General features: G+C 72.1%; 17 protein-coding genes and 1 pseudogene. 10 read left to right on the top strand and 8 right to left on the bottom strand.

Annotated features, from left to right (window positions below; all coding sequences use genetic code 11):
- Nucleotides 1-15 precede the first annotated feature (15 nt).
- From NDW01_RS08160 to NDW01_RS08150, 3 genes are all read right to left on the bottom strand, one after another.
- Complete coding sequence (locus NDW01_RS08160) at nt 16-1,875, bottom strand: serine/threonine-protein kinase (RefSeq protein WP_252818349.1); 1,860 nt, start codon at nt 1,873-1,875, stop codon at nt 16-18.
- Nucleotides 1,876-2,035: 160 nt separating this feature from the next.
- On the bottom strand, nt 2,036-2,320 hold the full coding sequence (locus tag NDW01_RS08155) for a hypothetical protein (protein ID WP_252818346.1): 285 nt from the start codon (nt 2,318-2,320) through the stop codon (nt 2,036-2,038).
- Nucleotides 2,317-2,814 (bottom strand): ATP-binding protein, encoded by a 498-nt coding sequence (locus NDW01_RS08150; protein ID WP_252818344.1) that lies wholly within the window; start codon nt 2,812-2,814, stop codon nt 2,317-2,319. Before NDW01_RS08150 ends, NDW01_RS08155 begins: the two co-directional genes overlap by 4 nt.
- 177 nt (nt 2,815-2,991) lie before the next feature.
- On the opposite strand from NDW01_RS08150, the gene NDW01_RS08145 reads away from it, so the two are divergent.
- Together NDW01_RS08145 and NDW01_RS44285 are read left to right on the top strand one after the other, a co-directional pair.
- Nucleotides 2,992-3,846 carry a helix-turn-helix domain-containing protein gene (locus NDW01_RS08145; protein WP_252818341.1) on the top strand — a complete coding sequence of 285 codons (855 nt, stop codon included), beginning with the start codon at nt 2,992-2,994 and terminating at the stop codon, nt 3,844-3,846.
- Between the two features lie 25 nt (nt 3,847-3,871).
- A complete protein-coding gene (locus NDW01_RS44285; RefSeq protein WP_406567700.1) occupies nt 3,872-3,970 on the top strand; it encodes a DUF397 domain-containing protein in 99 nt (32 codons plus the stop codon).
- A gap of 492 nt (nt 3,971-4,462) precedes the next feature.
- On the opposite strand, the gene trxA is transcribed toward NDW01_RS44285, so the two are convergent.
- On the bottom strand, nt 4,463-4,777 hold the full coding sequence (gene trxA, locus NDW01_RS08140) for a thioredoxin (RefSeq protein WP_252782208.1): 315 nt from the start codon (nt 4,775-4,777) through the stop codon (nt 4,463-4,465).
- Nucleotides 4,778-4,976: 199 nt separating this feature from the next.
- Nucleotides 4,977-5,153: pseudogene (locus NDW01_RS44280) on the bottom strand (MerR family transcriptional regulator); the annotation flags it as partial.
- 157 nt (nt 5,154-5,310) lie between these two features.
- Between NDW01_RS44280 and NDW01_RS08130 the strand changes: the two are divergent.
- Genes NDW01_RS08130 through NDW01_RS43725 form a run of 6 tightly spaced genes read left to right on the top strand, consistent with a single transcriptional unit; the run spans nt 5,311 to nt 20,609 of the window.
- Complete coding sequence (locus NDW01_RS08130; protein WP_252818338.1) at nt 5,311-6,297, top strand: TauD/TfdA family dioxygenase; 987 nt, start codon at nt 5,311-5,313, stop codon at nt 6,295-6,297.
- A 34-nt stretch (nt 6,298-6,331) separates the two neighbouring features.
- Nucleotides 6,332-8,341, top strand: coding sequence for a 2,3-diaminopropionate biosynthesis protein SbnA (gene sbnA, locus NDW01_RS08125; protein ID WP_252818336.1), 2,010 nt, complete (start codon nt 6,332-6,334; stop codon nt 8,339-8,341).
- 18 nt (nt 8,342-8,359) lie between these two features.
- A complete protein-coding gene (locus NDW01_RS08120; RefSeq protein WP_252782204.1) occupies nt 8,360-8,560 on the top strand; it encodes an MbtH family protein in 201 nt (66 codons plus the stop codon).
- Between the two features lie 3 nt (nt 8,561-8,563).
- Nucleotides 8,564-13,288 carry a non-ribosomal peptide synthetase gene (locus NDW01_RS08115; protein ID WP_252818333.1) on the top strand — a complete coding sequence of 1,575 codons (4,725 nt, stop codon included), beginning with the start codon at nt 8,564-8,566 and terminating at the stop codon, nt 13,286-13,288.
- Nucleotides 13,285-19,380: a non-ribosomal peptide synthetase gene (locus tag NDW01_RS08110; RefSeq protein WP_252818330.1), complete on the top strand. Its 6,096-nt coding sequence runs from the start codon at nt 13,285-13,287 to the stop codon at nt 19,378-19,380. The genes NDW01_RS08115 and NDW01_RS08110 overlap by 4 nt, the downstream gene beginning before the upstream one ends.
- A complete protein-coding gene (locus NDW01_RS43725) occupies nt 19,377-20,609 on the top strand; it encodes a cytochrome P450 (RefSeq protein ID WP_252818327.1) in 1,233 nt (410 codons plus the stop codon). Before NDW01_RS08110 ends, NDW01_RS43725 begins: the two co-directional genes overlap by 4 nt.
- Here the strand turns inward: NDW01_RS43725 and NDW01_RS08100 are convergent.
- The 3 genes from NDW01_RS08100 to NDW01_RS08090 form a co-directional block, all read right to left on the bottom strand.
- Entirely contained in the window at nt 20,569-21,918 is a 1,350-nt protein-coding gene (locus NDW01_RS08100; RefSeq protein WP_252818324.1) for a cation:proton antiporter, read from the bottom strand. The two genes, NDW01_RS43725 and NDW01_RS08100, sit on opposite strands and share 41 nt — an antisense overlap.
- A 15-nt stretch (nt 21,919-21,933) precedes the next feature.
- Nucleotides 21,934-22,431 (bottom strand): flavin reductase family protein, encoded by a 498-nt coding sequence (locus tag NDW01_RS08095; protein WP_252818321.1) that lies wholly within the window; start codon nt 22,429-22,431, stop codon nt 21,934-21,936.
- A 71-nt stretch (nt 22,432-22,502) separates the two neighbouring features.
- Complete coding sequence (locus tag NDW01_RS08090; RefSeq protein ID WP_252818319.1) at nt 22,503-24,092, bottom strand: tryptophan halogenase family protein; 1,590 nt, start codon at nt 24,090-24,092, stop codon at nt 22,503-22,505.
- A 144-nt stretch (nt 24,093-24,236) separates the two neighbouring features.
- Here NDW01_RS08090 and NDW01_RS08085 point away from each other — a divergent pair, with 144 nt between their 5' ends.
- Both NDW01_RS08085 and NDW01_RS08080 read left to right on the top strand, forming a co-directional pair.
- Nucleotides 24,237-24,494 carry an acyl carrier protein gene (locus NDW01_RS08085; RefSeq protein WP_252782197.1) on the top strand — a complete coding sequence of 86 codons (258 nt, stop codon included), beginning with the start codon at nt 24,237-24,239 and terminating at the stop codon, nt 24,492-24,494.
- A gap of 3 nt (nt 24,495-24,497) precedes the next feature.
- A complete protein-coding gene (locus NDW01_RS08080; protein ID WP_252818316.1) occupies nt 24,498-25,847 on the top strand; it encodes a condensation domain-containing protein in 1,350 nt (449 codons plus the stop codon).
- Nucleotides 25,848-25,850 lie beyond the last annotated feature (3 nt).

The following is a 25,850-nucleotide window of genomic DNA, read 5'->3' as shown; positions in this document are numbered from 1 at the left end:
ACGAGCGATTCGGATTCAGGTTCGGGGGAGCGCAGCGGCCGCGGACCCGGCGAGGCCGGTCCCGATCGAGCACAGTCGTGTGGTGGACGGCCTGCCCTCGATGGTGAGGTACAGCATCTCGATCATCCGCTGCTGGTCGCTGCCGTTGTAGTCCCGGTAGACGACCCGTACCAGGCAGGTGTCGTTCCCGTCTCCCTGCGGCGTGATGACGGTGCGGTAGCCATTGAGCCACGTCACGCGGCCGTCCGCTCCGGTGAGGGGCTGACCACGGTCGAACCGCAGCTTGACCTGAATGTCCTCGGTGGTGCTCCGCCACGTGCAGTCCCACGGGCTTTCGGACACCCGGTCACCGGCGTCGATGCCGGGGACGATGTCCAACGCCTTCTCGCCGAGCAGCGCGCACGCTTTCTGCCGCCCCAGCGAGCGCGCCGGCAGGGACCGCCGTCTGATCGGCCCTTTCCTGATGACGCCGACCGCGCTCGTGGTGGCGGTGTCCGCGATCTTGCATAGCGGCGCGGGCTTGTTGCTGTCCGCGCTGACGATGACGGTGAAGCCGTCGTCGGGAGGCGGCAGCAGGAGCGTACGGTCGCACTCACCGCCCGACGCCCGTTCCGCGACGACGCGAACGGGACCCATGGTCCTGACCGAGGATGCCTCTTCCGGGCCGGACCCGGCAACGAACTGCACCTCGACGTCCACGACACCGTGCGTACGCGAGTGGACGATCACGTCACAGCGGTTGAAGTTCCCCGCGGCGTCGTCCACCTCGGTCTCGCCGTACTTCCCGAGAGGGCCCGGGGCGATCAGGGCACAGGGATCGGCGTCCTCGATGCCGGGCCGCTCCGACGGCTTCGGCTGCGCGTGCGGAGGCTTCTTCGGGGATTCCCGGCTCAGGTGCCGCAGCGTGAACCAGCCCCCGGCCGCCGCCAACGCCACGACGACCGCGCTCACCGCGATGAGACGCGAGCGACGCCGGACGGGCCCCGGTGGGGGACCTGGGTCCCCCACCGATCCGCCCGGCTGCCCAGGTCTCGGCACAGGCACAGACGTGAATTTCTTCGGCGGCGGCACGGGGACGACGCCGATCGGAGCCGGCGCTTCCACCGATTCCGCGAGCGCGGCCAGCCGCCGGTGCGCCTCGGCCGCGTCGGGCCGGTCCGCCGGGTCGGGCCGGAGCATCGCCGCCAGGACGTCGCGCAGCGGCTCGACGTCCTTAAACGGGTCATCGGATTCGCTGGGGGCAGGAACCGTACGGACCGGCCGGCCGAGGATGAGCGCGAGGATCGTGACGGCGAGGGAGAAGACGTCCGACGCCGGCTCAGGCCGTCCTTTCACTACCTCGGGAGCGGCATAGGCCGGGGTGTGACCGAGCTCGCCGTTCGGCGTGATCGTCTCCCTGTGCTCCATCCGGTACGCCGCGCCGAAGTCGGTCAGCTTGGCGGTCTCGTCGGCGATGAGGATGTTGCCGGGCTTGACGTCGCAGTGGACGATGCCCTTGGCGTGCAGGGCCGTCAGGGCGTCCGCGATCTGCGCGCCGATGCCCGCCGCCCACCGAGCCGGTTTCTTCTCCCGCCCGTCCAGGCTCCCGTGCGGGACGTGCTCCAGCACGAGCCACCAGGTGACGCCCGTGTCCGTCTCATCCCGTTCGACGTTGTACAGGGTCACGACGTGGGGATGGCTGAAGGCCGCCTGGGCGCGTGCCTCCGCCTTCAGCCGTGCCAGCGCGGCCGCACCGTCGTCGGCCAGGCGTTTGAGGACGACCTTGCGTCTGAGATCGAGGCCCTCGTCCACGGCCTCCCAGAGCTCGTTCGTTCCCCCGTCCAGCGGCCCCTTGGTGACGCGGTACCGCCCCGCGACGAGATCTCCTGGTTCCACCGCCACGCCTCCCCGTCAGGAACGCCCGTACGCGACGCCCGATCGACGCTAGTGCGTGACATACCGGGTACGCGCCGTTTCCGGGGAACCCAGGCGCCCTAAGCGGGGACGCCCTGAGCGGAGGCCGTACGCACGACTCACAGTCCGGCCAGGTCGAGGCTCACGGGACCGGCACCGCGAGTTCGGCCGCGCGGCAGCGGAACACTAAATGCCGTGGGTCACGGTCGTAGATGATCGTCGAGTCGGGGCCGAACCTGGCGATGGCGGCGTATTCGCGCCGGTACCAGCACCACATCACGAGCCATTGGGAGCACAGGCTCTGGACTTCGGCGAGTTGGGCCGGAGAGGGATCGGGCGGCTCGGGCCGGCGCGGCGAAGGCGGCCACGGGGACCGATCGGGCTCGGTGATGAGGATGCCGAGGGCGCCGAGGAGTCGCCGGATCATGACGTCCCCCGGATCTCGGCGAGTTCGGCGGCGGTCAGGATGACGCCGGGTGCGGCGATGAGGGCGTGCACGGTCTTGCCGTGGTCGCCGTAGGTGACCCAGCGGGCGGCGGCGTGCTGGTCGACGATGGTCAGGCCGCGTCCGCGTTCGGCGAGCAGGCCGCCGTGCTGCTGGGCGGGCAGGGGGTCGGGGTCGGGGTCGCCGACGGCCAGGTGCGCGTACCGATCGGTGACGGTCAGCCGGACGCCGATCGGCCGGATGTCGTCCGGCCAGGTGGGGTGCATCGCCTCGGCGGCGCGTACGGCGTTGGTCGTCAGCTCCGACGCCAGCAGCGCGATCTCGTAAGAGTCGTACGGGCGCCCGGCCACGGCGTCGGCGGCGAAGCGCCGGGCGTCGCGTACGGCATCGCGTCGGACCTGGAGCGAAAGGACCGCGGACGCCGGTTCGGGGGGATATGGCGAGCGGTCGGCGATGACCGCCGGATCTGGTGTCACGGGAGATCAACTCTCTGTAGTTGCGCCAGGTCGTGTTGACCGAACGGGTGGGGGTTCGGTACGGCCTAGCATGCATCTCCGACGAGAAACTTTCAATGAGAAACCTTCGGGCAGTAGAAAATGAGTCGTATGTCGGATTCCCAGTCGTCGCTGCCACTGTGGCCTACGATCGGGCGCATGCCAGAACGGCGCAGCCCAACAGCACGGCGACGGGAACTCTCCAATGCCCTCCGGCGGCTACGCGAGGAGGGTGGCTTTACCGTGGATGACGCCGCCGAGGCGCTCGACTGCTCCACCGACAAGATCTTGTGGATGGAACGAGCCGAGTGGGTGAAGCCGAAGCTCCGCGACGTCCGTGATTTGCTCGACAGATACGGCGTCACTGATGCGAAGCACCGCGAAAAGCTGTTCGCGATGGCCCGCGAGGGCAGCCAACGCGACTGGTGGCAGCCATATCGCAAGATGCTGTCCGACCGGTACACCACCTATATCGGCCTGGAGAGCGAAGCCGATGACGTGCTGACCTTCGAGCTGGCGGTCTTCCCTGGCCTGATGCAGACCGCCGATTACGCCCGCGGCCTCATCCAGTCCGGCCCCGCCGAGATCTCCGACGAGGAGGTCGAGCAACGCGTGAAGGTTCGAACGGAGCGACAGCGGATCCTGTTCGGCGATGCTCCAGCGCGGCTGTGGGCGATCATTGACGAGGCCGCCCTTCACCGACCGGTCGGCGGCCCCGAGGTGATGCGCGCCCAGATCCAGCGGCTGATCGAGTTGGCTGAGCTGCCGAAAATCACGTTCCAGGTGATCCCGTTCTCCGCAGGTCCGCATCCGAGCACGGCGGGTTCTTTCACGATCCTGTCGTTCCCGCGCGACCCGGACGCGGCCTACGTGGAGACGGTCGCCGGCGAACTCCTGGTCGAAGAGGCCGCCGACGTGCGCCGATACGAGGCGGTGTTCCGCCAATTGATCGCGAAGGCGCTGAGCCCTGAGGATACGATCGCGATGCTGTCGAAGGAGGCAGCGCGTAACTAACCCACGACCCGAGAGACGTGTACCGATGACCCAACAGGACCTCCCGCGCGCTCTTGCATGGCGTAAGTCCCAGCGCTCCCAGCAGCAGGGAGCCTGCGTCGAGGTTGCCGTCGTCGACAGCTGACCGCGTGAAAGAAAGCCCCGGTTGCCGTAGTAGCCGGGGCTTTCACGGGTTACGTAATGGTCGATCTGGGACTGTGCCGCGCGGGGGAAGGGCGCGGACGGCATCGGCCGGGTAGAGCGGTCCGCTCGCCGGGCGAGGCGTCGTTTCTCGAGGTGTCTACTGACGCGAGCACAATTCTCCTCTCAGTAGACGGTGCTGGAAGACGACAGGCGATCCGGTGGGCGCACTGCGGAGGATTGCTCGGCATATCCCCGGGGCGGCCGCGTGCGGTCGTACGGGATGCTCGGCCAAGGCTTCGCCTGGGGGCTCGTCGCGTTGGAGGCTGTCCCCTCAGGAGGGACAAAGTGGCCGCCGGCGGGACACGCGCCGAAGACGACCACCCACCCGGGTGCCCGATTCGGCGCGATTGCCCCCGTTGTCGGTGGCGTGGTGCCGTTGCCGGGCCTTCGGTACGTCGTGGGCCGGGGAAGGGCGCGGCGACGGCGAACCGTGTCAGAGGTGGCCGGACAGGTCGGCCAGGAGGCGGCGCTTGGACCTCGCGCCCATGATCTGCTGGACGACCTGGCCGTCGCGGTAGAGGTTCAGCGTGGGGAAGCCCATGACGCCGTAGCGCTCGACGATCTCCGGGTTCTCGTCACCGTTGATCTTGGCGATCCGGATGCGGTCGCCGTACTCCGCCTCGATCTGCTCCAAGATCGGGGCGATCATCCTGCACGGCGGGCACCACTCCGCCCAGAAGTCGACCAGTATGGGCGTCTCGCCGTGGAGGACGTGCTCGTCGAAGTTCTCGGTCGTCAGCGTGATCATTTGTATCCTCCGGGAAGAAGACGCAGCCCGGGCAGGACCGCGACAGTTGGTCGGCCACCTCGGTCCGCCGCTTGATCAGGTCGCGGATCTCGGCGTCGATCTCGGCGAGCCTGCGCCGGTAGACGGCCACCGACTCGGGACAGGAGGCCCCCGTCTCCCGGCCCGAGCGCAGGCAGTCCACGAACGGCCGGGCGTCCTCCAGCGTGAAGCCCGCTCCCAGGAGCGAGCGGATCTCCGACACCAGGCGCAGGTCCGACTCGTCGTACTCGCGATAGCCATTGGCCGCACGGCGCGCCGGAAGCAGCCCCTGCTTCTCGTAGTAGCGCAGCGCCCGCGTGCTCACCCCGGCGCGCTCGGCCAGCTCGCCGATCCGCATCGACACCTCCCGATCGACCGCCGACAGCGACGGTAGCCCTTGACACCGGCGTCAAGGTCAAGCCGGGAACCGCGGCTCGGCGGCGACCCCGGGCCGATCCCCTGCCCAGACGGGCTTCTATGGGTCTCATATAGAAGTCTTCGGTCCCCTGGACGGCATGAGTGAGAATTCGGCAGTCGGAACCGAGTCGGACTTCCGTGTGGTGCTCTCGGACGCCGAGCGAAACGAGTTGGCGGCCATCGCCCGCGAACTGACGCAGACCCCACCGGCACTGGTGGACGACGAGAAGTGGCTGGCCGTCGCCTACCGGCTCGCGGCGGCCGTCCCGATCCGGGTCCGGCAGGAGCTGCGCCGGTTCCAGCACGACCCCGGGCTGGACGGCGTGCTGTTGCTGTCGAACCTGGGGCTGGACGACGAGACCCTGCCCCAGACCCCCACCCGGCGCGGTTCGGTCGAACGCGACGCGACGCTGCCGGCGGCGACGCAGGCGCTGATCGCGCTCTGCCTGGGCGAGATGATCGCGTACCAGAAGGAGAAGGACGGCGCGCTGGTCCAGAACGTGGTGCCGGTCCAGGGGCAGGAGCGGACGCAGAGCAACGCCGGCTCCGCCGACCTGGAGATGCACGTGGAGAACGCCTTCCACGCGCATCGCCCCGACTACGTGATGCTGATGTGCCTGCGCAGCGACCACGAGAACCGGGCCGGGCTGCTCACCGGCCCGCTCCGCCGGGCGTTCCCCCACATCCCCGTCAAGGTACGGGAGGTGCTGTGGCAGGAGCGCTTCGAGACCGAGGCGCCGCCGTCGTTCGTCGCCTCCGGGGCGAAGAATCTGCGGCATGCGGTGTTCTCCGGCGCGTCCGGTGACCCGAACATCCTGGTCGACTTCAACGCCACCAGGCCGCTCGACGACGAGGCGCGGGACGCCATGGACGTGCTCAAGGAGCACCTCGCCGCCGCGGCCCAGACCTTCGTCCTCGGCTCCGGTGACCTGGCCGTGGTCGACAACCGGATCACGGTCCACGGGCGCAGCGAGTTCGTCCCGCGCTACGACGGCCGGGACCGCTGGCTGCACCGCAGCTTCATCCACCTGGACGGCCGGCGGTCGCTGGGCTCCCGGGTCGGTGACAGCCAGGTCATCGCCTAAGCCACAGCGCAGCACGATGCGAACGGAGACGGGAATGCGGACGAAGCCGGTCAGCGGAGTCCTGGACACCATCGGGAACACGCCCCTGGCCGAGCTCAGCGCGCTGATGCCGGGGTTCAGGGGCCGGGTGTTCGGCAAGCTCGAGTTCTTCAACCCGGGCGGCAGCATCAAGGACCGCTCCGCGGCGGGAATGATCCTCGAAAAGATCAAGTCCGGCGAGCTGGAGGCGGGCCGCTCGGTCATCGTGGAGTCCAGCTCGGGGAACCTGGCGATCGGCCTGGCCCAGATCTGCCGGTACTTCGGCCTGCGGCTGATCTGCGTGGTGGACGCCAAGACCACCGAGCAGAACCTGGCGATACTGCGCGCCTACCAGGTCGGCCTGGACGTCGTCACCGACCCCGACCCGGTGACCGGGGAGTTCCTGTCCGTGCGCAAGAAGCGGGTGTGGGAGATCGTCGAGGCCACGCCGCACGCGTACTCCCCGGACCAGTACTCGAACGCGCTGAACCCCAAGGCGCACGAGCGCACCATGGCCGAGATCGCCACCGCGCTCGACGGCCGGGTCGACTACCTGTTCTCCGCGACGAGCACCACGGGCACGCTGAACGGCTGCGCCGCCTACGTACGGGAGCACGGCCTGAACACGACGCTCATCGCGGTGGACGCGGTGGGCAGCCTCCTGTACGGCGACGAGGCGGCTCCGCGGCTCATCCCGGGGCACGGTGCCTCCGTCGCGCCGGCGCTCCTGGACCGCTCGATCCCGGACCAGGTCGTCCACGTCAGCGATCTGGACTGCGTCGTCGGCTGCCGCAAGCTCGTGGGCCGGGAGGCGATCCTCGCGGGCGGGTCCTCCGGGGCGACCGTCGCGGCGCTGGCGCGGGTCCGCCGGCAGGTCCCCGACGGGGCCACCTGCGTGCTCATCTTCCCGGACCGGGGGGATCGCTACCTCGACACCATCTACTCGGACTCCTGGTCACGACGCAGTTCGGCGAGGTCGCCCACCTGTGGAAGGAGGACGAGGTCGAGGTATAGGCCGGGCATAGCGGGCACTCGGAGACTGAATCCCGTGACGACACGGCTGCTGGTCCTTGCCCAGAAGGAGATCGAAGACATCCTCGCCGGCTCCCCGGCGGCGGTGGTGGACGCGGTGCGGACGGCGTACCGGCTGCACCACCGGGAACAGACGGCGGTGCCGCACTCGACGTTCCTGCGGTTCCCCGGCGACACGGTCAACCGGATCATCGGCCTGCCGGCCTACGTCGGCAGGCCCGTCCACGCGGCCGGGATGAAGTGGATCGCGTCCTTCCCCGGCAACATCGCGGACGGACTGCCACGGGCGAGCGCCGCGATCATCCTCAACTCCCTGGACACCGGCCGCCCCACCGCGTTGCTCGAAGGGTCGCTGATCTCGGCGCACCGGACCGCGGCGAGCGCGGCCCTCGCGGCCCGGCTGCTCGGCGAGGCGGAGCCGACCGGCATCAGCCTGATCGGGTGCGGCGTGATCAACCAGGCGGTCCTGCGCTACGTACGGCACCTGCTGCCCTCGGTGACGCAGGTCCTGCTGCACGACGTCGATCCGGCACGCGCGGAGGCGCTCGCGTCCGGGCTCCCCGGCGGGCTGACGGTCCGCCGGACCACCGACCTCGACGCCGCGCTGGCCGCCCACCGCCTGGTCTCCTTCGCCACCAACGCCTCGACCCCGCACACCGGCCTCGACGCCTGCCGGCCGGGGACGGTCGTCCTGCACGTGTCGCTGCGGGACCTGCGTCCGGAGGCGCTGCTGGCGGCGCGGAACGTCGTCGACGACCCCGACCACGTCGACCGCGAGCGCACCTCGGTGCACCTCGCCTCGCAGCAGGCGGGGAACCGCGACTTCATTCACGCCACCATCGGCGCGCTCCTCGACGGTGAGCCCCTCCCGGCCGGGACCGGGCAGGTCACGGTGTTCTCGCCGTTCGGCCTCGGAGCGCTCGACATCGCGGTGGCCGAGATGGTCCGGCGGACCGCGGAGAACAGCGGCGCCGGCCAGTCCGTGCCCTGGTGATCCAACAGGAGATATCTCATGTCGCAGAAGCAGGTGACGTACCTGGTCGTCGTCAACGACGAGGGCCAGTACTCGATCTGGTGGGACGGGCGCGAGCTGCCGGCCGGGTGGCACGCCGAGGGCACGCGGGGCGGCAAGGAGGAGTGCCTCGCGCACATCGACGAGGTGTGGACCGACATGCGCCCGCTGAGCCTGCGCCGGCGGATGGAGAGTGTCTGACCGATGTCCGATGAGGAGATCCGCCCGCTGCCCGGGCTCATCGCCGCGCAGGTCCGCCGGACGCCCGACGCCTTGGCCGTGCTCGGTCCGGGTGGGCGGCGCTCCTACACGTATCGCGAGCTGGAACGCCGGGCCGGGCAGGTGGCGGCGTTCCTGCGCGGCCGGGGGATCCGGCCGGGAGCGCACGTGGCGGTGCGCATGGAGCGGAGCCCCGAGCTGATCGCGGCGCTGCTGGGCGTCTGGAAGGCGGGCGCGGCGTACGTGCCGATCGACCCGGCCGGTCCCGCCGAACGGTCGGCGCGGATCCTCGCCGACGGCGCCGCCGCCGTCGAGCTGACCCCCGAGCTCTTCGCCGAGATCCCGGACGACCCGGCCGAACCCGCCTTCCCCGCGCTCGACGGGGGCGACGAGGCGTACGTGATGTACACGTCGGGCTCGACCGGGACGCCCAAGGGCGTGGTGATCACCCACGCCGGGATCGCCAACCGCGTCCTGTGGACCGTACGGCGGCACGGGCTCGGCCCGGCGGACCGGGTGCTGCAGAAGACGACGATCGGCTTCGACGCCGCGGGCTGGGAGATCTGGGCGCCGCTGGTGAGCGGCGGCGTGGTCGTCCTCGCGCCGCCCGGAGCCGAGCGCGACCCCGCGGTCATGCTGCGCGCGGTCGCCGAGCACGGCGTGACGGTGCTCCAGGTGGTGCCGTCCGTGCTCCGGCTCCTGGTGGAGGAGGACTGGACCGGCTGCGACGCGCTACGGCTGCTGTTCTCGGCCGGGGAGGCGCTGCACGCCGAGCTGTGCCACAAGGTGCTCGCCAAGGTGGACGTGGAGCTGTGGAACACCTACGGCCCCACGGAGTGCTCGATCGACGTAACGGCGCACCGGTTCGACCCGGCGCAGACCACGGGCCCGGTCCCGATCGGCCGTCCGCTGCCGGGCCTGCGGGTCGTCGTGCTGGACGAACGCGGCCGGCCGGTGCCGATCGGCGTGCCCGGCGAGCTGTACGCGGGCGGGGTCGGCGTCGCGCTCGGCTACCAGGGGCGGCCCGCGCTGACCGCCGAGCGGTTCGTCCCCGACCCGTTCGGGCCGGCGGGCTCGCTGCTCTACCGGACCGGCGACCAGGTCCGCTGGCGCGGTGACCGGACCCTGGAGTACCTCGGCCGCCTCGACTCCCAGCTCAAGGTGAACGGGGTGCGCGTCGAGCCCGGCGAGGTGGAGGCGGCCCTGAGCGCGCACCCCTCGGTACGGGCGGCGGCCGTGGTCGCCGTCGACGGGCGGCTGGTCGCCTACGTCGCCGGAGCGGCGCCGTCGCGCGAGTTCCTGTTCGAGCGGCTGCCCGCGGCGCTGGTGCCCGCGGTGTTCGTCGAGCTGGCGGAGCTGCCGCTCACCGCGAACGGCAAGGTCGACCGCGCCGCCCTGCCGACACCGGATCTCAGCCGGCCGGCCTACACCGCGCCGCGCACGATCGCGGAGAAGGAGGTGGCCGGGGCCTGGGCCGAGCTGCTCGACCTGCCCCAGGTCGGCGTCCACGACGACTTCTTCCACCTCGGCGGCTCCTCGCTGCTGCTGACGCGGCTCGCCGGACGGCTGGGCGACGTGCCGCTGCCGGCCCTGTTCACCGCGACCACGGTCGAGGCGCAGGCCCGGCTGCTGGAGGACGCGGCGGACGTCCCGCCGGTGACGCGGGTGAGCCGGAGCGCGCCGCTGCCGCTGTCGGTGGCGCAGCACCAGTTCTGGCTGCTGGACCGGATGAACCCGGGCGGTTCGGAGTGGAACGCGCCGCTGTTCGTCCGGCTGCCCGCGGCCCTGACGCCGCAGGACGTGGACGCGGTGCTGACCGCCCTGGTGGAACGGCACGAGATCCTGCGCACCCGGTACGTCGCCGACGACGGCGAACCGCGTCAGGTCATCGACCCGCCCGCGCCGGTCGGCGCGCGGGTCGTGGACGGCCCGGTGGACCTGGATGACGAGCTGGGGCGCGGTTTCGACCTGGCCGAGGGGCCGGTGTGGCGGGCGGTGCTGTTCCGCAACCCCGGCGAGGACCACCTGCTGGCGCTCGTCATCCACCACATCGCCTGCGACGGCTGGTCCTCGGCCGTGCTGGCGCGCGACATCCGCGACCTGGCCGAGGGCCGGCGGCCGGCTCCGCCGCCGATCCAGTACGCCGACTACGGGGCCTGGCACCGCACGCACGGCGTCGATGAGAGCCAGCTCGCCTACTGGCGTGAGCGGCTGGCCGGCCTGAAGCCCCTGGAGCTGCCCACCGACCGCCCGCGTCCCGCCCGCCGGGACGCCCTCGGCTCCGCGGTGACGTTCGCGGTGCCCGCCGAGCTCATGGCCGCGCTGGAGGCGGTGGGGCGCCGGCGTCAGGCGACCCCGTACACCGTGCTGCTGACCGCGCTGGCCTCCCTGCTGGGGCGGTACGGCGCGGGCTGGGACGTGCCGATCGGAACGTCGGTCACCGGCCGGACCCGCCCGGAGTTTCACGACGTCGTGGGCGTGTTCCTCAACACCGTGGTGATGCGCTGCGCGCTGGAGGCGGACCTGACCTTCGCCGAGGCGGTGAGCCGGATGCGCGACGTGACGCAGGGGGCGTTCGCCCACCAGGCGCTGCCGTTCGACTGGCTCATCGACGAGCTCCAGCCGGAGCGCGATCCGTCGCGGACGCCGCTCTACCAGGTGATGTTCAACTTCCACGAGGCGGGCCTGACCGGGGTGGCCAACGCCGCCGCCGACCTGGAGGCCGCGAGCAGGGCCTGGCGGGTCGCCCGTACCGACCTCACCCTGGTGCTGGAGCGGCAGGACGACGGCTCGGCCTTCGGGTTCCTGGAGTACGCGACGGCCCTGTTCGACCGGGGGACCGTCGAACGGATGGGACGGCATCTCCTCGGCCTGCTCCGGGCGGTCGCGGCGGACCCGGCCGTACGCCTGGCCGAGCTGGACGTGCTGACCGACGAGGAGCGGGCGCGGCTGGCCCGGCCCGCCGAGCGGCGGCCGGTCACCTGCGTGCACGGCGACATCGCCGGGTGGGCCGAGCGCGACCCCGACCGGATCGCGCTCGTCGGCGGGGGTACGTCGCTGACCTACGGCGAGCTCGACCGCCGCGCCGTACGGCTGGCCCACCGGCTGCGCGGCCTGGGCGTCGGGCCGGAGACCGTGGTCGGCGTGTCCCTGCCGCGCGGCGCCGGCTTCGTGGTCGCGGTGCTCGGCGTGTGGAAGGCCGGCGGCGCGTACGTTCCGGTGAGCCCGGCCGACGCGCCGGAGCGCCGGTCGCACATCCTCGAGGTCACGGCGGCACGCGTGGTCATCGACGAGGACTTCCTCGCCGAGGCCGAGTCCGGCACGACGCCGCCGGAGACCGGACCCGGGGCGGGGGTGCCGCTGTCGGTGCCCAACCCCGGCGCGCCGGCCTACGTCATGTTCACCTCCGGGTCGACCGGCCGCCCCAAGGGCGTCCAGGTGGAGCACCGCTCGCTCGCGACCATGCTGGCCGCGGCGCGCGACAACCTGGACTTCGGTGAGCACTCGGCGTGGCTGGCGATGGCCGAGTTCACCTTCGACATCTCCTGCGTCGAGCTGTTCCTGCCGCTGTCGTCCGGCGGCCGTACGGTGATCGCGGACGCCGAGCAGGTCCTGGACCACGCGGCCCAGCTCCGGCTCATGGACGAGCACGCGGTGACCCACCTGCAGGTCTCGCCGCCGCACTGGCAGATGCTGATCGACGCCGGGTTCGGTGTGCGGGACGTCACCGCGATCACCGGCGGCGAGGCGACGACCCCCGCGCACCTCAGCGAGATCGCGTCCCGGGTCCGGGTGTTCTTCAACGAGTACGGGCTGACCGAGACGACCGTCGCGGCCACCCGCTGGCGGGTCCCCGCGAACGCCGAGACGGCGTGCATCGGGCACCCGTACCCGCACGTGTCGGTGTACCTGCTCGACGAGGAGATGCGGCCGGTGCCGCCGGGCGCGATCGGCGAGCTGTACATCGGCGGCGCGGGCGTCGCGCGCGGCTACATGGGCCGGCCGGGCCTCACCGCGTCCCGCTTCCTGCCGGACCCCTTCACCGGAGGCGGGAACCGGCTGTACCGCACCGGCGACCTGTGCCGCGAGCTGCCCGACGGCGCGCTCGTCTTCGCCGGCCGGGCCGACCGGCAGGTGAAGGTACGCGGGCGCCGGGTCGAGCTCGGTGAGATCGAGGCCGTGCTCACCGAGTACCCCGGCGTACGGGCCGCGGTGGTCGCCCTGCGCGACGACCAGGTGGTGGCGTACTGCGTGGGTGAGGTGCCGGCCCCGGCCGAGCTGATCGCGCACGCCGGCCGCTTCCTGCCGGACTACATGGTGCCCGGCCGGGTCGTCCCCATCGACCGGATCCCGCTCAACCGCAACTCGAAGATCGACTACGAAGCGCTGTTCCGGCTGGAGCAGCCCCCACAGGAGAAACCAGATATGACCGGTGCGCCCAGGAACAGGGTTGAATACCGCATCGCCGGCCTGTGGGCCGACGTCCTCGACCGCTTCGTCGGCGTCGAGGACGACTTCTTCCAGGCCGGCGGCACGTCGATGCTCGCCACCCGGCTCGTCTCGGACGTCCGGCGGGAGTTCGGCGCGAAGATCTCGATGCGCGCGTTCTTCGACAACCCGACCATCGCCGGGATGGCCGTCCTCGTCGAGGAGGCCGTACGGGCCTCGGTCGAGGAGGAGCTGGCCGCGCAGGAGGGCAGCCCGGCATGAGCACCGTGGACCAGGTGGTCCGCGAGCGGCTGGAGGGGACGCGCCGTCCCGATCCGGGCGTCGGCCGGGCCGACCGCGGCGCGGAGGCGCCGCTGTCCTGGGGGCAGCGGCAGTTCCTCGCGTTGCACGCCGCCGCTCCGGAGAGCCCGGAGTACCTCGTTCCCATGATGTTCCGGCTGCGCGGCGCGCTGCGCGTCCCGGCCCTGGCCGAGGCGTGGACGCGCCTGGTGGCCCGGCACGAGATCCTGCGCACCACGTACGCGTGGGACGGCGACGGGCCGCGGCAGCTGGTCCACGAGCCGGGCACGGTGGACTTCGCGGTCGTCGAGGAGGGCGGCGCCGCCGACCGGGACGCGCGCACCCGGGAGATCTTCGAGCGCGAGACGGCGATCCCGATCGACCTGGAGCGGCGGGCGCCGCTGCGGGTGCGGCTGATCCGGTACGCGGAGGACGACCACGTCCTCCTCGCGCTCTTCCACCACATCGCCTGCGACGCCATGACGCACGGGATCGTCGCGGGGGAGCTGTCGGAGCTCTACGCCGCCGCCGTCGGGAACCGGCCGGACCGGCTGCCGCCGGTGTCCGTGCAGTACGCCGACTACGCGGCGTGGGAACGGTCGCAGACCTTCGACCTCGGCTACTGGCGCGAGCAGCTCGCCGACCCGGTCCCGCTGGAACTGCCCACGGACCGCCCGCGCCCGGCGGAGCGCGACTGGACCGGGGCCACGGTGCCGGTCACCGTGCCCGGCGACGTGGCCCGGCGGATCCGCGACCTGGCCACGCGCCACGGCGCCACGCCGTACGTCGTGCTGCTCACGGCGTTCCAGGCGCTGCTCGCGCGCTACACCGGCACGCCGGACGTGGCGGTCGGCACGGCCGTCTCCGCCCGGAACCGCCCGGAGCTGGAGCGCCTCGTCGGCTACGCCTTCAACACGCTCGTGCTGCGCGCCCGGTGGGACGGCGGAAGCTTCGGCGAGCTGCTGGCGGCGGGCCGCGACCGGGTCCTGGACGCCCTGGACAACGCCGACACGCCGTTCCTGGCGGTCGCCGACGAGGTGCGCCCGTCCGGGGACCAGGGACTGTTCCAGGTGATGCTGGACCTGCGCGCCGGACCGGACCCGAGCCTGACGCTGCCCGGCGTCACCGCCGAACCCCTGCCGACGGGCAAGGGCGTCGCGCGGTTCGACCTGACGCTGCACCTGCGCGACGCGGAGGGGACGATCTCCGGCGAGCTGGAGTACGCCACGGCGCTCTTCGACGAGGCGACGGCGGTCCGGATCGCCGAGCACTACGCCCTCTTCCTGGACCGGGCCACGGCGGACCCCGACGCCCCGGTCGCGCTCATCGACTTCCTGCCCGCACGGGAGCGGCGGTCCCTGCTCCGCGCGCCCGAACCCGCCGCCGGCCTGCGGTTCCGCCTCGCCGGCGCACCGGACGCGGTCGCGGTGGTGGCCGGCGACGCCGAGGTGACCTACGCGGAGCTCGACGCGCGCGCGAACCAGTACGCCCACCACCTCCTGCGCGAGGGCGCCGGGCCGGACTCGATCGTGGGCGTGCGGATGCGCCGCACGCCCGACATGGTCGCCTGCCTGCTCGGCGTGTGGAGGACGGGCGCCGCGTACGTGCCGATCGACGTCTCCTATCCCGAGGACCGCGTCGCCTACATGCTGGCCAACTCCGGCGCGACCGTCGTCGTGGACGAGGACGTGAACGTCGGCGCGCTGCCCACGACGCCCGTCGCGTACGACGCCGACCCCGACGGGCTCGCCTACGTCATGTACACGTCGGGGTCCACGGGACGGCCCAAGGGCGTGGCCGTGACCCACCGCGGGCTGGCCAACTACCTGGCCTGGGCGGTCAGCCGCTACGCGGGGCCCCGCGGCGGAGCGCCGTTCTTCTCCTCCATCGCCTTCGACCTGGGCGTGCCGAACCTGTTCGCGCCCCTGCTGGTCGGCCAGAGCGTCCGCCTGATCCCGGACGACTTCGACCCCGCCGAGCTCGGCGAGCTGCTCGCGGCCGGCGCGCCGTACGGATTCGTCAAGCTGACCCCCGGCCACCTGGACCTGCTCAGCCGGCAGCTGACGCCGGAGCAGGCACGGTCGTTCGCCGGGCTGGTCATCGCCGCCGGGGACGAGTTCCCGCACCGCCTCGTACGGCGCTGGGCCGAGCTCGGCGGGCCGCCGCTGGCCGCGGAGTACGGCCCCACCGAGATCACGGTCGGCAACTCCGCGCAGTTCGACGTCGGCGAGTCGGCCACCGAGCTGGTGCCGATCGGCTCGCCGATCCCCGGCACGACCATGTACGTGCTGGACGAGGCCATGCTCCCCGCGCCGGTCGGCGTGGTCGGCGAGGTCTACATCGGCGGCGTCGGCCTGGCCCGCGGCTACATCGGCCGCCCCGGCCTGACCGCCGAGAGGTTCCTCCCGGACCCGTACGGCGAGCCGGGCTCGCGCCTCTACCGCACCGGCGACCTGGCCCGTGTCCTGCCGGACGGCTCGGTCGACTTCGCGGGCCGCGTCGACCACCAGGTCAAGCTGCGCGGCTACCGGATCGAACTCGACGAGATCGAGGCCGTGCTCACCGCCGACAGCGGCGTACGGGACGCGGTCGTCGCCCTGCGCGAGGACCGGCTCGTCGCGTACGTCGTCGGCGACGCCGAGCACGAGGGCCTGCGCCGGCGGGCCGCGCGTACGCTGCCGTCGTACATGGTGCCGTCGGCGTTCGTCACGCTCGACGCGATCCCCCTGACGGCCAACGGGAAGGTCGACCGCCGGGCCCTGCCCGCGCCGGGGCGCGAGGCGCTGACCGACACCGGGTACGCGGCGCCGAGCGGCCCGACCCAGGAGCTGATCGCGCGGATCTGGTCCCAGGTGCTCAAGGTCGACCGGCCCGGCGCCCAGGATGGCTTCTTCGACCTCGGCGGCGACTCGATCAGCGCGGTCGGGCTGGCCGGCGCGCTGCGCGACGCGGGCTTCGACCTCGGCGTGAAGGACGTGTTCGCCGCGCGCACCATCGCCGCGCTCGCGGAGCTGGCCGACGGCGTCGGCGCCGCGGAGCCGCCGGACACCACGGTCGCGCCGTTCGCGCTGCTGGACCCCGCCGACCGCGCCGCCCTCCCCCCGGACCTGGTCGACGCCTATCCGATCTCGCTGACCCAGCGCGGCATGCTGCTGGAGATGCTCGCCGGCGGCGAGGAGAACCACTACCACAACATCACCGCGTTCCGGATCCTGGACGCGGTGCCGTTCTCGCTGGACGCATTCCTCGCGGCCGCGGACCTGATCGTCGCGCGCCACGAGGTGATGCGCACGGCGTACGACCTCACGTCCTACTCGGTGCCGTTGCAGCTGGTGCGGCCGCACGCGGAGATGCCCGTCGGGTTCACCGACCTGCGGCACCTGGACCCGGACACCCGCCATGCGGAGCTGCTGGCGCACTGCGCGGCCGAGCGCGCGGTGCTGTTCGACCTGGCGAACCCGCCGCTCATGCGGATGCACGTCCATCTGTGCGACGACGAGAGCTGGTGGCTGTCCATCACCGAGTGCCATCCGATCCTGGAAGGCTGGAGCTACCACTCCCAGCTCATGGAGATGCTGCGCGCCTACCAGCGGATCCGCGACGGCCTGCCGCCCGAGGACGCCGAACCCGTCGCCGCGCGGTACGCCGACTTCATCGCCACCGAGCTGAAGGCGCTGGACTCGGCCGAGGACCGGGAGTACTGGACGGGCGTCCTGACGGAGCACGGCAGGTTCACCGTCCCGGCCGCGTGGGCCGACCCTGCGGGCGGCACGGAGCGCTACCAGCTCACGATCCCGCTCCACGACCTCGAGGAGCCGCTGCGCGCGCTGGCGACGGCCGCCGACGCGCCGTACAAGAGCGTCCTGCACGCCGCGCACCTGTACGTGCTGAGCCGCCTGACGCCGGAGGAGTCGTTCCACAGCGGCGTCGTCTGCGACGGGCGGCCCGAGCTGCCGGGGTTCGACCGGGTCTCGGGGATGTACCTCAACTCCGTGCCGTTCCCGCACTCCCGGGGCGCGCGGAGCTGGCGGGAGCTGGTCCGGGAGACCTTCGACTCGGAGATCGCGATGTGGCCGCACCGGCACTTCCCGATGCCGGCCATGCCCGCGCTGGCCGGCGGCGGACGGCCCGTGGACGTCCTGTTCCACTACCTCGACTTCCACCAGGTGGACCGGACGCTGGTGGACGTGGAGGCCTGCATCGACGACAGCCCCAACGAGTTCGGCCTCGTCGTCGGCACGCCGAACCGGGGCAACCTGAGCATCGCGAGCACGCCCGCCGTGCTGAGCCAGGACAACGCGGCGCGGCTCGCGGGCCTCTACCGCGCGGTCCTGGAGGCGATGGCGGCCGACCCGGACGGCGACCCCCGGAGACTCACGCTGCCCGGATCGCCCCGCCTGCACGGCGCCGAGCGGGCGACCGGCGACCTCGGCGACCTCCTGGCGAACGGGGACCCGGACGCCGTCGCGGTGATCGCGGACGGCCGCACCCACACCTTCGGCGAGCTGACCGACCGCGCGAACCGGGTCGCGTCCCACCTGCGCGAGCGCGGCCTGGGAACCGAGTCCACCGTGGGCGTCCTGCTCGACCGGGGCTTCGACCTGGTCGCCTCGGTCGCCGGGGTGCTGAAGGCCGGGGCGGCGTACGTCCCCGTCGATCCGGCGCACCTCACGGACGGGCCGGTCGAGGCCCTCCAGGGCACCGCGCTCGTGCTCACCTCGGCGAAGCACGCCGGCCGGGTACGGGAGGCCGAGCCCGTCCTTGTGGCGGAGCTGCCGGAGGCGCCGCCGGTCGCCCCCGCGACGGATCCCGACGCGGCGGCGTACGTCATCCACACCTCCGGCTCCACCGGCCGGCCGAACGCCGTGACGGTCACGCGGCGGGCCCTGGCGAACTACCTCGACTGGGCCGTCACCACCTACGCCGCGAGTCCCGGTGGCGCGCCGGTCCTCTCCTCGATCGCCTTCGACATCACCGTGCCGAACCTGCTCGCCCCGCTGCTCGCCGGGCAGCCGGTGCACCTGCTCCCGCAGGACCTGGACCCGGCCGATCTCGGGCCGGAGCTGCTCCGGCACGCACCGTACGGCTTCATGATGCTGACCGCGAGCCACCTCGGCCTCCTGCTGGACCGGCTCGGAACCGAGGCGACCCGTGGACTCGCCGGCGTCCTGGTCTCGGCCGGCGAGGCGCTCGGCCCGTCCATCGCCCGGCGGCTGCCCGGACTGCGCGTCGAGTACGGGCCGACGGAGGCGACCGTCGGCGTCTGCGGCGAGCGCGTCGACGGCAGGCTCACGGCGCCGCTGGGCGCTCCGATCCCGGGCACGGTCGTCCAGATCCTCGACGCCGAGCTGCTCCCGGTGCAGACCGGGGTGGTCGGCGAGCTGTACGTCGGCGGGGCCGGGCTCGCGCGCGGGTACGCCGGCGCGCCGGGCCGGACCGCCGAGCGCTTCGTGCCCGACCCGTACGGCCCGCCGGGCGCGCGGCTGTACCGGACCGGCGACCTCGCCCGGATGACGCCGGACGGCCGCCTGGAGTTCGTCGGCCGGACCGACGACCAGGTGAAGGTGCGCGGCCACCGGGTCGAGCCCGCGCAGGTCGAGGCCGCGCTGCTGGCCGATCCGCGGGTCGAGCGCGCCGCGGTCGTGCTCCGCGACGGGGCGCTCGTCGCGTACGTGGTCACCTCGGCGGACGCGGAGGACGTCCGCGGCGCGCTGACCCGCGTCCTGCCGGGGTACCTCGTCCCGGCGGCCGTCGTCGTCCTGCCCGACCTGCCGCTCACCCACAACGGCAAGCTGGACCGCAACGCCCTGCCCGCGCCTCCGCGACCCGGCGCCGGCCGGGGCGGGCCGCCGGCGAGCGACGCGGAACGGACCCTCGCCGGGATCTGGTCCCGCCTGACCGGCGCGCCGGTCGTCGGCGCCGAGGACCGCCTGTTCGACCTCGGCGCGGACTCCCTGCTGATCCTGCAGGTGCTCGCCGAGGCGGAACGACGGGGCCTGGACCTGCCCCGCGGCCTCCTGCGGGCCAACGCCACGCTCGGACAGATCGCCGCCGAAGCCCAGGAGATCCAGTGACGAACACCTCGCCGGCCGCCGTGAAGCCGGCCGCCGCCGACGTCGAGGCGCTCGACCTCGACGCCGTGGACCTCTCCGACGTCACGACGTTCCGCGACATCGACCTGGTCGCCCTGTGGCGCCGCTTCCGCGACGAGCGGCCGGTCCGGTTCCAGCCGCCGCGCGGCGACCGGCCGGGGTTCTGGGCCGTGTCCCGCTACGCGGACGTGATCGCGGTCTACCGCGACCACCGGAGCTTCACCACCGAACGGGGCAACCTGCTCACCACGCTGCTCACCGGCGGCGACTCGGCGTCGGGGAAGATGCTCGCGGTCACCGACGGGCAGCGGCACCGTGAGGTCCGGCAGCTGATGCTCAAGGCCTTCTCCCCGCGCGTCCTGGGCCACGTCGCCGAGCGGATCAAGGTGCGCATCCGGCGTCTCGTCGCCGAGGCCATGGAACGCGGCGAGTTCGACTACGCCGCCGACGTCGCCGAGCAGATCCCCATCGGCACCATCTGCGACCTGCTCGACATCCCCGAAGGGGACCGGCAGGAGCTGCTCGGCCTGAGCAAGTCGGTCCTCAGCTCCGACACGGCCGCGCCCGACCAGACCGAGATGGTCCTCGCCCGCAACGAGATGCTGCTGTACTTCACGGACCTGGCCACCGAGCGCCGCGAACACCCCGGCGAGGACGTCGTCAGCACCCTGGCGACCAGCTTCCTCACCCACGAGGAGGTGGTCTACAACTGCTACAGCCTCATCATCGGCGGCGACGAGTCCAGCCGGCTGAGCTCGACCGGCGCGATCCACGCCTTCGCCGGGCACCCGGAGCAGTGGGCGGCGCTGAAGAACGGTGACGTCTCGGCGGAGTCCGCGGTGGAGGAGATCCTGCGCTGGACGACCCCGGCCATGCACTTCGGCCGCACCGCCCGCGTCGACGTGGAGGTCGGCGGCACGCTCATCCCGGCCGGCGACGCCGTGACCGTCTGGAACACCTCGGCCAACTACGACGAGCGGGTGTTCCCCGAGCCGGAGCGCTTCGATCTGGCGCGCACCCCGAACAAGCACCTCACCTTCGGTCACGGCACGCACTTCTGCATGGGCGCGTTCCTGGGCCGGGAGCAGCTGCGGGCGATGGTGGAGACGGTGCGCGAGACGGTCGGGGCGATCGAGCTGCTCGGGGAGCCGCAGCAGGTCTACTCCAACTTCATGTACGGGTACTGTCGTCTGCCGGTGGCGTTCCGGTAGAAGAGGAGCGGAGCCACTCGTCCATCTCGGCCTCGCGCAGGCGTTCCTCGGCGCTGTCCCCCTTCGCCACCGACCGGCGCAGCAGCGGGGGAGCGAGCAGGGACGTGGCGATTCCGATGAGGACGATGACCGTGGCCCCCGCCGGGCTGACCACACCGAGCCGGAGCCCGGTCGCGGCGATGACGATCCCCACCACGCCGCGCGAGTTCAGGCCGGCGCCGAGCGCGACGCGCTCCCAGCGGGGCAGGCGGCAGGCCGCGCCGCCGAGGTGCGCGCCGGCGAACTTGGTGGCGACCGCGACCGCCAGGACCGCCAGGAACGCGAGGAGGATCGGGAGCCGGCCGAGCACCGTCAGGTCCATCTTGAGGCCGGCCGTGGCGAGGAAGATCGGTGCGAGGACGGACATGACCACGGTCTCCAGGCCGGCCAGCCGCTCCCGCGCCTCCGGCCCGGCGGCGCTGATCAGCACCCCGCCGATGAAGGCGCCGAACACCGGATCGAGCCCGAACGCCGCAGTGGCCGACGCGCTCAGGAGCATCACGCCCACGGCGACCGCGGTGGCGGGGCCGGGACCGGAGGCGAGACGGAAGGCGTACCGGACGACGCGCCGCCCGACGAACGCCATGGCGAGGGTGAACCCGACGAGGTAGCAGAGCGTCATGGACACCCGGCCCGCGATCGCGCCGTCCCCCGCCATGGCCGCGACGACGGACAGCAGGAACCACCCGAACGCGTCGTCGACCACCGCCGCCGCGATGATCAGCTGACCGATGTCCCGGTGCAGCAGCTTCATGTCGGCCAGCGTCTTGCTGATCACGGGGATGGCGCTGGCGCACAGCGCGGTCCCGATGAACGCGGCGAATGCCGTGGTCGAACCGTGGACGCCGTGCAGGGCGGACGGCAGCAGGAACCCGGTCGCGAGGCCGGCGCCGAGCGGCACCACGAGCGAGGCCCCGCCGACCCAGGCCGCCGCCCGGGCCCGGCGCCGCAGGAGGGACAGGTCGAGGTGGGCGCCGGTCAGGCCGACCAGCAGGACCGACCCGAGCAGGCTGACCGCGTCCAGCAGGCCGCTCTGGCCGGCCCGCGGCGGGAACAGCCAGCCGGAGACGTGGGGCAGGGCCTGACCGAGCACCGTGGGGCCGAGGAGCACGCCGGTGACGAGCTCTCCGGCCACGGCGGGCAGCCCGACGCGCTCGGCCAGCCGGCCCATGCCCAGCGCCGCCAGGGCGAGTAATGCCAGTTGAAGCAGGAAGACGAGGCTCTGATGGGAGGACAGGGACGGCGGAGTGGTCGTCAGGGCGAGAGGCATTGACACCTCGAATCGTCAGATCCCTCGGGACAGGAGCACGGAGGCGGGCCACTGCGCAAACTCCCGCAAACCGTACATCAGGGGTCGGACATCGCCACGTTCGTTGATTCGGGTGACCTGCCCGTAGACGACGGTGTGGTCACCGATGGTGGTCTGGTGCAGCAGGCGGCAGTCCGCGGTGCTGTGGGCGACGTCCTCCAGGTGCGGGCCCTCGGCGCCCGGGTTCATCGTCCAGCGGACGCGCTGGAAGCGGTCCGGGGCGCCGGAGGCGAACAGCTCGGCGGCCGCCTGGGCGTCGGCCCGGAGCAGGTTGAGCGCGAAGCCGCCGTTCTCCAGGATCGCCGTCAGCGTCGGGCTGCCCCGGCGCAGGCACACCAGGAGACACGGCGGGTCCAAGGCCACGCTCGCGATCGAGGTGCAGGTCATGCCCCACGGCCGGTCGTCGGCTCCGACCGCGGCCACGATGCCCACCCCGGTCGGGAACGCCGCCATCATCGTGCGCAGATCACCCATCACGGTCCCTTCCACGGCCGGCGGGGACGTACGCCCCCGCCGGGCCCGTGCGCATGGAACGGCGGCCGCCCTCAGGCGTTGTGGAGCTGCCGCAGGTAGTCGTAGTTGCTGGGCAGGGTGGTGACGAGCTCCTGCTGCTCCTGCTTGACCTTCTCGAACAGCGGCGCCGCGCCCTCCACCGCCGACGGCCGGTGCGCCAGTGACGGCAGGACCTGGTCGGGGAGCAGGCCGAGACCGGTGAAGATGCAGTAGTAGCTGCCGTTCGTCCAGAAGTTACGGAACTCGGCCTCGAAGTTGCCGTAGTAGCCGTCCTCGCTGGTCGTCGGGGCGTTCACCGGCAGGCCGGCCCGGTACATCGCGACCTTCTCCTGGATCGCCTCCGGGAGGTGCAGTTCCTTGTTCGCCTGCCAGAACGGCGTGTCCGCGCGCGGGGCGAAGTAGAAGTGCGCCTGGATGAAGTCCCGGGTGTCGTCGAACATCGTCTCGATCTCGGTGTTGAACCGGTCGATCAGGATCGGGTCGAAGTTATTGTTCGGGAAGTGCTTGGCCAGCTGATAGATGGCGGCGGTGATGAAGTAGATCCCGGTCGACTCCAGCGGCTCCAGGAAGCAGGACGACAGGCCGATGCTGACGCAGTTGCGCACCCAGGCGCGGCGGTTGCGCCCGACGCGGAAGCGGACCTGGTTGAACTGCGTGTTCTCCGGGTCGATCCCCCACATCTTCGCGAACTCCAGCGTGGCCTCGTCCTGGGTCGCGAAGCGGCTGGAGTAGACGTAGCCGGTGCCGTGCCGGCCGAGCATCGGGATCTTCCACGACCAGCCGGACTTCATCGCGATCGCCGAGGTGTACGGCTCGACGCCGGTCTTCTCGTCGTCGTTGGGGAGCGAGGTGGCCACGGCGCGGTCGTTGATCAGATGGTCGCTCATGTCCATGAACGGCTCGCGCAGCGCCTGGTTGATGAGGAGGCCGCGGAAGCCGGAGCAGTCGACGAACAGGTCGCCTTCGAGGACCTGGCCCGACTTGGTGTGCAGGGCGGTGATGAAGCCGCGCGAGTCCTGGTCGAGGTGCGTCATCTCGTCCTGGACGTGGATGACGCCCTGCTTCTCGGTGGCGAAGCGGCGCAGGAAGTCGGCCACGAGGTGCGCGTCGAAGTGCCAGGCGTAGTTGGTCGCCCGCCGGCCGTCGAGCCAGCGCGGCGCCCGGTTGGCCTGCATCATCGGCGGCTCGCGGAAGCAGGCGTAGTCGAACGGCTCGTCGGTGCGGCCGGCCTGGAAGTCGTTGAACCAGTAGTGCGAGAGGGGGACGCCGTCCTGGGAGGGCAGCAGCCCGAAGGGGTGGAAGAAGTGATCGGTGCGCGAGCCCAGCGGCCGGGCCTGCGTACTGCTCTCGCCCGGCGTGCGCCAGTTGATGAATTTGACGGCGGTCTTGAATGCCGCGTTGCATTCGGGCATCCAGTCCTCTTCCCGCAGGCCGAGGAAGTCGAAGAATGCCCGCTGGAGATTGGGGACCGTGGCCTCTCCCACGCCGATGCGGGGGATCGCCGGGGCCTCCAGCACGGTGATCTTGACGTTCTCCTCGAGCGCCTTGCCCAGGTACGCGGCCGTCATCCAGCCCGCCGTACCGCCGCCGAGGATCACCACGTTGCTAATTCGATTGTCCACCGATGACCGTACCTTCCATATTTAGGCGGCAATAGGTGTTTATCGTGTATTGGATCGCTATATCTGCCCTATAGGTGGTCGATATAGGCCACGTATAGGTGGTCGGCCGAAAATTGACGCCGATTATCGAAAGGGGAGGCGCGCATGGTCGAGCGAGCTGTCGCTCTCGACGAGCCGCTTCGCGCGGAGATCAAGGACATCGTCTGCGACATCCTGAAGACGAGCCCGGACAACGTCACACTGAACAGCCGCTTCATCGAGGACCACGGCGCCGACTCGCTGCAGTACGTCGACGTCCTCGCGTCCATCGAACGGGTCTGCGGCGTGCTGATCGATCCGGAGGAGATGGTCCGGATGACCACGCTGGCCGGCATCTACGCCGTCATCGAAGAGGCGCTGTAGGGCATGCCGGTCGTTTCCAAGCCGCTGTCCGTCATTCAGCAGACCATGTGGCTGGAGCATCGGCTGGCCCCGGCGAGCGCGGCGTACAACCTGGTGCTCGCGATCCGCATCCGTTCCCCGTACGACGTCGGGGCCCTGGAGCGGGCCGTCGAGGCGGTGGGCGCGCGGCACGAGCTGCTGCGGACCCGGTTCGTCGAGCTCGACGGTGAGCCGCGCCGGGTGCCGGCCGGCGAGCCGCTCGCCCGGCTGGAGGTCCAGGACGTGACGGCGGCCGGCCTGCGCGCCGCCGCCCGCGCCTACGTCGACCGTCCCTTCGACCTGGCCGAGGGCGCGTTCCGGGTCGGGCTGCTGCGCCTGGCCCCCGACGACGCCGTGCTCCTCCCGGTCGCGCACCACATCGCCGGTGACTTCGCCTCCCACTGGCTGATCGTGCGCGACCTGCTGGCGGCCTACGGGCAGGGCCGCCTGCCGGAGCCGTCCGGCGACTACGACCTGTTCGTCGACGAGGAGGCCCGGGTGGTCGCCTCGGCGGTCGGGGCGCGCTCCCGCGCGTACTGGGCCGAGCGGATCGAGGGTGCGTCGGCGGCGGAGCTGCCGGCCGACCGGCCGCGCCCGGCGCTGTCCCGGCACGTGGGCGCCACCCGCAAGGTCCGGCTGGCCGCGGACGTCGCCGAGCGGCTGCCCGGCGCCGCCGAGGCCGCGGGCGTCACGCCGTTCGCCTACCTGCTGGGGACCTTCGCCGCCCTGGTCCGGCGGTACTCCGGGCGGGACGACTTCCTCATCGGCTGCCCGGCCACCAACCGGATGGGCCGCGAGCTCCGGGAGGTCGTCGGCGCCTTCGTCAACCCGGTGCCCATCCGGGCGCGGTTCACCCCGGCCACGACGTTCCGGGACGCGATCGTCTCGGCCGGTGCGCAGATCCGCACCGGAATGCTGCACGTGCGCTACCCCTGCGGGCTGCTCGGCGGCGGCGCGCCGCTGTTCCGCCTCGCGGTCCTGCTGGTGGCGATGGACCGGCGCGAGCCGAACATCCCGAACGCGGCCGCCGGCGAGGACACCGGCCCGACGGTCGAGTACGGCGGCCTGACCGTCGCGCTCATGGACGTCCCGTCGCAGGAGGGGCAGCTGGACCTGGTCGTCCGGCTCGAACAGAGCGACGCGGGCATCGACATGGTCTGCGCGTACGACTCGGACCTCTTCGACGCCGCCACCATCGACCGCTTCGCCGAGCACTACCAGCGCTTCGTCCGCGCCGCGGTCACCGACCCGGACGCCGTCGTCGCGGACGCGGACCTGACCGGGGACGACGAGCTCGCCGCGCTGCTGGCCCTGGGCGGAGTATGGAACGCGTAGATG

Source organism: Actinoallomurus soli (genome assembly GCF_024055715.1).
In the GTDB taxonomy this organism is placed as follows: Bacteria; Actinomycetota; Actinomycetes; order Streptosporangiales; family Streptosporangiaceae; genus Actinoallomurus; species Actinoallomurus soli.
Note: the sequence above shows the minus strand (reverse complement) of the source record. Positions and strands in the feature narration are given on the sequence as shown.

Coding starts and splice junctions, on each gene's coding strand:
- NDW01_RS08095 (WP_252818321.1), bottom strand. CDS start 22,431: ATGGGTGATCTGCGCACGATGATGGCGGCGTTCCCGACCGGGGTGGGC.
- NDW01_RS08115 (WP_252818333.1), top strand. CDS start 8,564: ATGTCCGATGAGGAGATCCGCCCGCTGCCCGGGCTCATCGCCGCGCAG.
- NDW01_RS08130 (WP_252818338.1), top strand. CDS start 5,311: ATGAGTGAGAATTCGGCAGTCGGAACCGAGTCGGACTTCCGTGTGGTG.
- NDW01_RS08110 (WP_252818330.1), top strand. CDS start 13,285: ATGAGCACCGTGGACCAGGTGGTCCGCGAGCGGCTGGAGGGGACGCGC.
- NDW01_RS08100 (WP_252818324.1), bottom strand. CDS start 21,918: ATGCCTCTCGCCCTGACGACCACTCCGCCGTCCCTGTCCTCCCATCAG.
- NDW01_RS08080 (WP_252818316.1), top strand. CDS start 24,498: ATGCCGGTCGTTTCCAAGCCGCTGTCCGTCATTCAGCAGACCATGTGG.
- NDW01_RS08155 (WP_252818346.1), bottom strand. CDS start 2,320: ATGATCCGGCGACTCCTCGGCGCCCTCGGCATCCTCATCACCGAGCCC.
- sbnA (WP_252818336.1), top strand. CDS start 6,332: ATGCGGACGAAGCCGGTCAGCGGAGTCCTGGACACCATCGGGAACACG.
- trxA (WP_252782208.1), bottom strand. CDS start 4,777: ATGATCACGCTGACGACCGAGAACTTCGACGAGCACGTCCTCCACGGC.
- NDW01_RS44285 (WP_406567700.1), top strand. CDS start 3,872: ATGACCCAACAGGACCTCCCGCGCGCTCTTGCATGGCGTAAGTCCCAG.
- NDW01_RS08120 (WP_252782204.1), top strand. CDS start 8,360: ATGTCGCAGAAGCAGGTGACGTACCTGGTCGTCGTCAACGACGAGGGC.
- NDW01_RS08145 (WP_252818341.1), top strand. CDS start 2,992: ATGCCAGAACGGCGCAGCCCAACAGCACGGCGACGGGAACTCTCCAAT.
- NDW01_RS08085 (WP_252782197.1), top strand. CDS start 24,237: ATGGTCGAGCGAGCTGTCGCTCTCGACGAGCCGCTTCGCGCGGAGATC.